Source organism: Micromonospora sp. AMSO12t (assembly GCF_008806585.1).
Lineage (GTDB): Bacteria > Actinomycetota > Actinomycetes > Mycobacteriales > Micromonosporaceae > Micromonospora > Micromonospora reichwaldensis.
On sequence record NZ_WAAS01000266.1, the window covers coordinates 1 to 8,545 of the forward strand.

Genomic DNA, 8,545 nt, shown 5'->3' on the forward strand with positions numbered 1-8,545 from the left:
TACGGTGGCGGGGAGTGTGTCACCGGCGCGCCGGGCCGGCCCGGCCTTCCCGGGCGGCCCGGACAAGGGCGGCGATCGGTCGCGGATCGGGCTCGTTCTCCGGGTGCCACTGCACGCCCAGCAGGAAGGGCCGGTGCGGATCCTCGACCGCCTCGACCACCCCGTCGTCGGACCAGCCGGTCACCGCCAGCCGGCCCGGGTCGGCCACCGCCTGGTGGTGGTAGGAGTTGACCCGGTCCACCCCGGCCATCACCGTCGCGGCCAGGCTGGCCGGAGCGAACCGCACGCCGTGCCCGCCGTAGACGCCGGGGGCGGGGCGGTGCAGGTCGTGCCCCACCAGGTCCGGCAGATGCTGGTGCAGCGCCCCGCCGGCGGCGACGGCGAGCAGTTGCATCCCCCGGCAGACCCCGAGCACCGGCAGGTCGGTGTCGAGCGCCGCGGTGAGCAGGGCCAGCTCGCCCGCGTCGCGGCCGGGCCGGCTCTCGGTGCGGGGCGCCGGCGGCTGGCCGTACCGGGCCGGGTCGACGTCCGCGCCGCCGGCCAGGACCAGCCCGTCGAGCACCCGCAGCACGTCCGCGTCGCGGTCGTCCGGGGGCAGCACCACCGCCCGGCCCCCGGCCGCGGTGACCGCCCGGACGTACGCCTCGGGCAGCAGCACCGCCGGCACGTCCCGCCACACCCCCCAACCGACCGGCTCGACGTACGCCGTGATCCCGATCAGTGGCCGGCTCACAGCGGGGTGACGTACGCGCCGGTGATGCCGCCGTCGACGACGAACTGCGCGGCGGTCATGAAGGACGAGTCGTCGCTGGCCAGGAACGCCACCGCGGCGGCGATCTCCTCCGGCTCGCCGAACCGTCCCATCGGCACGTGCACCAGCCGGCGGGCGGCCCGCTCCGGGTCGGCGGCGAAGAGCTCCAGCAGCAGCGGGGTGGCGACCGGGCCGGGGCAGAGCGCGTTGACCCGGATGCCCTCCCGGGCGAACTGCACGCCCAGCTCCCTGGTCATCGCCAGCACCCCGCCCTTGCTCGCCGTGTACGCGATCTGCGAGGTGGCCGCCCCCATCAGCGCCACGAACGACGCGGTGTTGATGATCGAGCCCTTGCCCTGCCGGCGCATGTGCGGGATGACGTGCTTGCAGCAGAGGTAGACGCTCGTGGTGTTGACCCGCAGCACGCGCTCCCAGGCGTCCAGCCCCGTGGTCAGGATGGAGTCGTCCTCCGGCGGGGAGATGCCGGCGTTGTTGAACGCCACGTCGATGCGCCCGTGCCGCTCGGCCACCCCGTCGAAGAGGTCCCGTACGGCCGACTCGTCGGCGACGTCGGTGGCGACGAACTCGCCGCCGACCTCCTCGGCGGCCCGCCCACCCGCCTCCGCGTCGACGTCCACGCAGACCACCCGGGCCCCCTCGGCGGCGAACCGCCGCACGGTGGCCAGCCCGATCCCGCTGCCCGCTCCGGTGACCACGGCCACCCGGCCCTCAAGACGACCCCGCACCTGATCACTCCTCCGTCGCGATGAACACGTTCTTGACGTCCGTGAAGGCGTGCAACGCGTCGGGGCCCAGCTCGCGGCCCAGCCCGGAACGCTTCATCCCGCCGAACGGCGTCCAGTAGCGCACCGAGGAGTGCGAGTTGACGCTGAGGTTGCCCGCCTCCACGGCCCGTGCCACCCGCACCGCCCGGCCCACGTCCCGCGTCCAGACCGAGCCGGAGAGGCCGTACTCGGTGTCGTTGGCGAGGCGGATCGCGTCGGCCTCGTCGTCGAACGGGAGCACCGAGACGACCGGGCCGAAGATCTCCTCCCGCCAGTGCCGGTCCGCGGGCGAGTCGGCGAGCAGCACCGTCGGGGCGTACCAGAAGCCGGGGCCGTCGGGGCGGGAGCCGGCGAAGGCGATCTTCGCCCCGTCGACGTACCCGGCCACCCGGTCCCGCTGGGCGGCGGAGATCAACGGGCCCATCTCGGCCGTGTCCCGGGCCGGGTCCTCCACCCGCAGCGCGCGCACCGCCGGTTCGAGCAGCTCCAGGAACCGGTCGTACACCGGCCGCTGGACCAGGATCCGCGACCGGGCGCAGCAGTCCTGGCCGGCGTTGTCGAAGACGGCGTACGGGGCGGTGGCCGCCGCCCGCTCCAGGTCCGCGTCGGCGAAGACGAGGTTGGCGCTCTTGCCGCCCAGCTCCAGGGTCAGCCGCTTCACCTGCGCGGCGCAGCCCGCCATGATCCGGGTGCCCACCTCCGTGGAGCCCGTGAAGCAGACCTTGCGGACGGCGGGATGGGTGACGAACCGCTCCCCCACCACGGACCCGGCGCCCGGCAGCACGGTGAACACGTCGTCGGGCACGCCCGCCTCACGCGCCAGCTCCGCCAGGCGCAGCGCCGTCAGCGGGGTCAGCTCGGCGGGCTTGAGCACCACGGTGTTCCCGGCGGCGAGCGCCGGCGCGAAGCCCCAGGCGGCGATGGGCATCGGGAAGTTCCACGGCACGATCACCCCGACCACGCCGAGCGGCTCGTGGAACGTCACGTCCAGCCCGCCCGGCACCGGGATCTGCCGCCCCGTCAGCCGCTCGGGCGCGCCCGCGTAGTAGTCGAGGACGTCGCGGACGTTGCCCGCCTCCCACCGCGCGTTGCCGATGGTGTGCCCGGAGTTGCGCACCTCCAGCCGCGCCAGCTCCTCCAGGTGCGCGTCGACCACCGCCGCGAACCGCCGCAACACCCGCGCCCGCTCCCCCGGCGCCACCGCCCGCCAGCGCCGGAAGGCCGCGTCCGCCCGCGCGATCGCCGCGTCGACCTCCCCGACCGACGTGGCGGGCACGGACCCCACGACCTCCCCGGTGGCCGGATCCACCACCTCACTCAAGCCTGACCCCTCTCCCTCGTCAGAGGCGTTCGAAGCCACGGATCAGCTCCCAGTCCGTCACGGCGGCGTCGAAGGCCGTCAGCTCGATCCGTGCCTGGTTGGCGTAGTGGGCCGTCACCTCGTCGCCGAACGCCTCGGCGGCCACCGTCGAGCCCTCCCAGAGGGCCAGGGCGTCGCGGAGCGTGCCGGGGACCCGGTCGGCGGCCGGGTCGTCGTACGCGTTGCCGGTGCACTCCTCGCCCAGTTCCAGCTCGCGCTCGATGCCGTGCACCGCGCCGGCGACGAGTGCCGCGATCGCCAGGTACGGGTTCACGTCCGCCCCCGGCACCCGGTTCTCCACCCGCATGCCCTGGCCGTGCCCGACCAGCCGCAGCGCGCAGGTGCGGTTGTCCGTGCCCCAGCGCAGCGCGGTGGGGGCGAACGACCCGGGCTGGTAACGCTTGTACGAGTTGATGTTCGGGGCGAACAGGAGGCTGAACTCGCGCATCGTGGCCAGCAGCCCGGCCAGCACCCGCTGCCCGGTCGTCGACAGGTGCGCCGGCCCGTCGCCGAGCATCGCCGAGCGGCCGTCGGCGTCGCGCAGCGAGAAGTGGATGTGGCAGGAGTTGCCCTCGCGCGCGTTCGGCTTGGCCATGAAGGTGATCGACATGCCCTCCTGGGCGGCGATCTCCTTCGCCCCGTTCTTGTAGATCACGTGGTGGTCGGCGCAGGCCACCGCCTCGTCGTAGCGGAAGGCGATCTCGTGCTGGCCGAGGTTGCACTCCCCCTTCGCGCTCTCCGGGGTGAGCCCCGCCCCGGCCATCTCCCGCCGGATGCGGCGCAGCAGCGGCTCCACCCGGGCGGTGCCGAGCAGCGAGTAGTCCACGTTGTACTGGTTGGCCGGGGTCAGATCCCGGTAGCCGCGCTGCCATGCTTCCTCGTACGAGTCGCGGAACAGCACGAACTCCAGCTCGGTGCCGGCGTACGCGGTCAGCCCGTGCGCGGCCAGCCGGTCGAGCTGCCGGCGCAGGATCTGCCGGGGCGAGGCGACCACCGGGGACCCGTCCAGCCAGGCCAGGTCGGCCAGGAGCAGCGCGCTGCCCGGCTGCCAGGGCACCCGGCGCAGGGTGTCGAAGTCCGGCACCATGGCGAAGTCGCCGTAGCCGCGTTCCCAGCTCGACATCGCGTACCCGTCGACCGTGTTCATGTCGACGTCGACGGCGAGCAGGTAGTTGCAGCCCTCGCTGCCGTGCGCGGCCACCTGGTCGAGGAAGTAGGGCGCGTGGAACCGCTTGCCCTGCAACCGGCCCTGCATGTCGACCAGGGCCAGCACCACGGTGTCGATCTCATCCTCTGCGACGGCGACCCGCAGCTGTTCCAACGTGAGCGGAGCTTTCCTCATCGGCGGGCCTCCATCACCAAGGTCTACTGGCTGAACCGGTCGACCGTCAATGCCCCGCCGGGCATCCCGGCAACCGCCCCGGAACGCACCCGGGCCCGCCTCGCAGCGTCCGCCCCTGCGCCCTGTCTCTGTCCGTCCGCCCTTGCCGCCCGCCCTGTCCGACCGGCCCCTGTCGAGCTGCCCCGTGCGGTGGGGCAGCTCGACAGGGGGCCAGACGGCACACGGCGGCCCCGGCCGGCACGCCCGGCGCCCGCAACTGGGCAGGGCGGCACCGCGCGGGTGGGCAGGCCGCCACCGCGGGTGGGCAGGCCGGCCGAGCCGGGCAAATTGCGTTGCCGTGCCGGCGCGTGCGCCGCATGCTTGAGCCCGTGACCAGGCCCGATCGCGACGGGCCACCGCCGGGCGCTCGGACCGCCCGGCACGCGGCGGCGCGGGGCCCGTCACCTCTCTCTCACCGTACGGCGCTGCGCCGTACCCGACGCCCGCCCCGCGCCGCCCGCACCACACCCGCATCGGCTCGAACCGAGCGACCGGCCCGGCCCCGCACTAGTCCGATCCTGCGCGGCCGCCCGCGTCTGCTCAGGTGAGCAGCAGCCCGGCGACCCAGAGCGCGGCGACGAGCAGACCGGCGAGGAACTCGACAAGCATGGACAGGCCGGCCGCCGCGACCGCCTGCTTCGTCGCCGGCCACGCCAGCCGGGAGTCGCCCAACCGCAGCCGCTCCGCCGCCCACACCCCGCCGACGAAGCCGAGCACCAGCCCGATCACCGGGACCACGAAGAAGCCGACCAGGCCCAGCAGCCCACCGGCGAGCAGCGACGAGGTGGGCACCCCGGTGCGTTTCAGGTTCCGCCCCGGCCAGGCGTACTTGACGACGGTGCCGCCCGCGGCGACCACGGTCGCGGCGGCGAGCACCGCCCAGCGGCCGGGCCCGGCGCCGCCGAAGATCGCCCAGACCAGCACCCCGCCCCAGCACAGCGGCAGCGCCGGCAGGCCGGGCACCACCACCCCGGCGAGCCCGGCGAGGATCGCCAACCCGGCGAGTACGGCGACCGCCGCCTCGCTGTCCGTCAGGCTCATGCCGTTGCTCCCCGGTCGTCGTCGCCACGTAGCCGGGCGGTGATCTCCGCCGCCGGTGCGGGCGGGCCGAAGAAGCGCCCCTGCCCGGTGTCGCAGCGCAGCGCGCGCAGCCGCTCGGCCTGCACCCCGGTCTCCACCGCCTCGGCGGTCACCCACAGCTCCAGCGCGTGCGCCAGCCGCACCAGCGCGTCCACGATCCGTTCGTCCCGGTGGTCGGGCACCGCCTCGGCGTCCTCACCCCGGATGCCCTCGACGAACGGCCCGGCCAGCTTGAGGCAGTGGATCGGCAGCCGGCGCAGGTACGCCAGGTTGGAGTAGCCGGTGCCGAAGTCGTCGATCGCCATCCGTACGCCGAGGGCGGCCAGCCGGTGCAGCGACCGCAGCGGCTCCCCGGCGGTGCCCATCACCGCGCTCTCCGTCAGCTCCAGTTGCAGCAGATCCGCCGGCAGCCCGGTGGAGGCCAGCGCGTCGGCCACGGTGTCCACGATCCCCGGGTCGTCGGCCTGCCGGGCGGCCAGGTTGACGCTGACCACCAGCTGCGCCCGGGGGAACTCGCGCCGCCACGCCTCCGCGTCCCGGCAGGCCTGCCGCAGCACCCACTCGCCGAGCCGGACGATCAGGCCGGTCTCCTCGGCGAGCCCGATGAACCGGTCCGGCCCGATCAGCCCCAGCTCCGGGTGCTGCCACCGGACCAGCGCCTCCACGGCCAGCATCGAGCCCTCGACCAGAGACACGATCGGCTGGTAGTGCACGACGAACTCGCCCCGGTCCAGCGCGGCCGGCAGTCCGGCGGCCAGGGCGGAACGGGCGAGGTCCCGGGCGCCGCGCTCCGGGTCGTAGACCGCCCACCGGCCCCGGCCCTCCGCCTTCGCCCAGTAGAGCGTGGTGTCGGCGGCCTTCATCAGCTCCGAGGCGCTCGTCCCGCCGACCGGGCACTCGACGATCCCGACGCTCGCCGACACCGCGAGCTGCTGCTCGCCGATGCGGACCGGGGCGGAGACCGCCGCCAGGGCCAGCTCGGCGACACCCACCGCGTCGTCGATCCCGGCGCCGTCGTCGACCAGGATGACGAACTCGTCCCCGCCCATCCGGGCGACGAGGTGGCCGCGGCCCGCGACGCAGTCGGCCAGCCGCTTGGCGATCACCACGAGCAGCCGATCGCCGAGGTCGTGGCCGAGGCTGTCGTTGACCGCCTTGAAGCCGTCCAGGTCGAGGAAGCAGACCCCGACCCGTCGGGCGGCGTCGGCGACGTCGAAGACCCGGCCCAGCGTCTCGAAGAACAGCGTCCGGTTGGGCAGGCCGGTGAGCGGGTCGTGCAGCGCCTGGAAGCGCAGCCGCTGCTGGAGTTCGTGCCGCTCGGTGATGTCCTCGATCATCGCGACGGTGAACCGGGGCCGGCCGTCGTCGTGGCGGATCAGCGAGACGGACAGGTCCGTCCAGACCACGCTGCCGTCCTTGCGGTAGTAGCGCTTCTCCACCCGGGCCCGGTCCTGCTTGCCCTCGATCAGCTCCTGGTAGAGCTCCCACATCCCGGCCGCGTCGTCGGGGTGGAACAGTGCGGCCACGTTGGTCTCGCGCAGCTCCTCGATGGAGTAGCCGAGCATGTCCGCGAACGCCTGGTTGACGTCGATGATCTGGCCGTCGACACCGGCGATGCCGATCCCCGTGGCCGCCCCCACGAAGACGGCCCGGAACCGGGCCTCGCTGTCGCGCAGGGCCTGCTCCACGTCGTCGCGGGCCTGCCAGGCCGAGCGGGCGATCCGCTCCTGCTGCGCGAAGGTGCGGTCGCGCAGGGCGCGGGCGAAGCCGGCGGCGAGTGCGCCCTGCAACGCCGCGACCCGTTGCGCCGTCCCGTCCCCGTCGGCCCGGCCCGGCACCACCCGGGCGGCGAACCGGTCGCCGAGGGCCCGCACCGACCAGTCGAGCACCCGGGGCTCGGTCAGGTGCTCCTCGACCAGCGCGCGCCCCACCTCCTCGGCCGGCAGGGGCGAGAAGGGCTCGGCGAGCAGGGCCTGGGCCAGCCGGACCGTGTGCAGGTGCAGCAGGCGCTCGGTCTCCGCCGCGCTGAGGGGCACGAAACCGAGCCGGCGCACCGCCCTGGCCCACTCGGCCGCGTACCACTGGGCGCCCGACCGGCTGAGGTCGTCGCCGCCGGGCTCCGGGACGGCGGCCATGGGCTCAGGCGGTGGGCTGGTCGTACCGGGCGACGCCGCCGAAGGCGCCGAACCGCTCCGGGTGCTCGTCGACGTCGGAGGGCGAGTCGGGGCGCCACAGCGGCATGTGCACCACACCCGGCTCCAGGAGCGTCCAGTCGCCGAAGAAGCTCGTCACCTCGGCCCGGGAGCGCAGCGTGATCTCGGTGTCGGTACGCGCCGAGAGGCGCTGCGCGTCGAGCATCTCCTGCGGCTGGTCCTCGAACGTGGAGTGTGAGACGACCAGGTGGCTGCCCGGGGCCGCGGCGGCCCGGAGGGTGGCCAGGATCTCGCCGGGGCGGTCGGCGTCCCGGACGAAGTGCACCACCCCGGCGAGCAGGATGCCCAGCGGCCGGCTGAAGTCGAGCAGCCCCAGGTCACGGGCTGCGGCCAGGATCCGCTCCGGCTCCCGCAGGTCGCCGTGGATCACCCCGGTCAGCTCGTCGCCGGCGAGCAGCTCCCGGCTGTGCGCCACCGCGACCGGGTCGATGTCGACGTAGACCACCCGGGCCTTCGGATTGGCCGTCTGGGCGACCTCGTGCACGTTGCCCACGGTGGGGATGCCGGAGCCGATGTCGAGGAACTGGTCGATGCCGGCGTCGAGCAGCGTGCGTACGGCGCGACGCAGGAACTCCCGGCCGGCGCGCATGGTCGCCGCCAGGTTCGGGGTCATGCCGGCGATCTGCTCGGCGAGCTGCCGGTCGATCTCGAAGTTGTGCGCCCCGCCGAGGAAGTAGTCGTACACCCGGGCCGCGCTCGGCCGGGAGAGGTCGATCTCGGCGGGAAGTCCGTCCGGCATCTGCACTGCTGCACCTCATGGTCGTCGCCGCGGTGCGGGAGGGAGCCGGTGCCGCGGTCACGTGGGGGTACGCGAGGCACCGGCCGACCCGCGGGTCGTGTGGTGCTCACCACTCTAGGCCGCGTACTGCCGGCTCCGGGAGGTCCCATGACCCACTTCGTCGGCCCGTCGGATGTCCGTCACGGACCCGCCCGGTCCGGGGGCTCCGATGCCGTGGGCGACGAGGGCTTGTCACC

The 8,545-nt window shown here is 74.4% G+C and carries 7 protein-coding genes; all 7 read right to left on the minus strand.

Translation table 11 applies throughout. From position 1 onward, the window contains the following. Positions 1-19 precede the first annotated feature (19 nt). The 7 genes from F6X68_RS27110 to F6X68_RS27145 all read right to left on the minus strand — a co-directional run bounded on the left by F6X68_RS27110 (position 20) and on the right by F6X68_RS27145 (position 8,315). Complete coding sequence (locus F6X68_RS27110; RefSeq protein WP_151456922.1) at positions 20-733, minus strand: gamma-glutamyl-gamma-aminobutyrate hydrolase family protein; 714 nt, start codon at positions 731-733, stop codon at positions 20-22. Then, positions 730-1,497 carry a 3-oxoacyl-ACP reductase gene (locus tag F6X68_RS27115; protein WP_151456923.1) on the minus strand — a complete coding sequence of 256 codons (768 nt, stop codon included), beginning with the start codon at positions 1,495-1,497 and terminating at the stop codon, positions 730-732. Before F6X68_RS27115 ends, F6X68_RS27110 begins: the two co-directional genes overlap by 4 nt. A 4-nt stretch (positions 1,498-1,501) precedes the next feature. After that, positions 1,502-2,857 (minus strand): aldehyde dehydrogenase, encoded by a 1,356-nt coding sequence (locus tag F6X68_RS27120; protein ID WP_151456924.1) that lies wholly within the window; start codon positions 2,855-2,857, stop codon positions 1,502-1,504. Positions 2,858-2,876: 19 nt separating this feature from the next. Beyond that, positions 2,877-4,238, minus strand: coding sequence for a glutamine synthetase family protein (locus F6X68_RS27125; RefSeq protein WP_151456925.1), 1,362 nt, complete (start codon positions 4,236-4,238; stop codon positions 2,877-2,879). 579 nt (positions 4,239-4,817) lie between these two features. Next, on the minus strand, positions 4,818-5,318 hold the full coding sequence (locus F6X68_RS27135) for a DUF456 domain-containing protein (protein ID WP_151456927.1): 501 nt from the start codon (positions 5,316-5,318) through the stop codon (positions 4,818-4,820). Next, complete coding sequence (locus F6X68_RS27140) at positions 5,315-7,492, minus strand: bifunctional diguanylate cyclase/phosphodiesterase (protein WP_151456928.1); 2,178 nt, start codon at positions 7,490-7,492, stop codon at positions 5,315-5,317. Before F6X68_RS27140 ends, F6X68_RS27135 begins: the two co-directional genes overlap by 4 nt. A gap of 4 nt (positions 7,493-7,496) precedes the next feature. After that, on the minus strand, positions 7,497-8,315 hold the full coding sequence (locus F6X68_RS27145) for an SAM-dependent methyltransferase (protein ID WP_151456929.1): 819 nt from the start codon (positions 8,313-8,315) through the stop codon (positions 7,497-7,499). Between the last annotated feature and the right edge of the window lie 230 nt (positions 8,316-8,545).

Bases quoted from the DNA above. Each gene is read 5' to 3' on its own strand.
- F6X68_RS27125 (WP_151456925.1), bottom strand. From the start codon at position 4,238: ATGAGGAAAGCTCCGCTCACGTTGGAACAGCTGCGGGTCGCCGTCGCA.
- F6X68_RS27140 (WP_151456928.1), bottom strand. From the start codon at position 7,492: ATGGCCGCCGTCCCGGAGCCCGGCGGCGACGACCTCAGCCGGTCGGGC.
- F6X68_RS27135 (WP_151456927.1), bottom strand. From the start codon at position 5,318: ATGAGCCTGACGGACAGCGAGGCGGCGGTCGCCGTACTCGCCGGGTTG.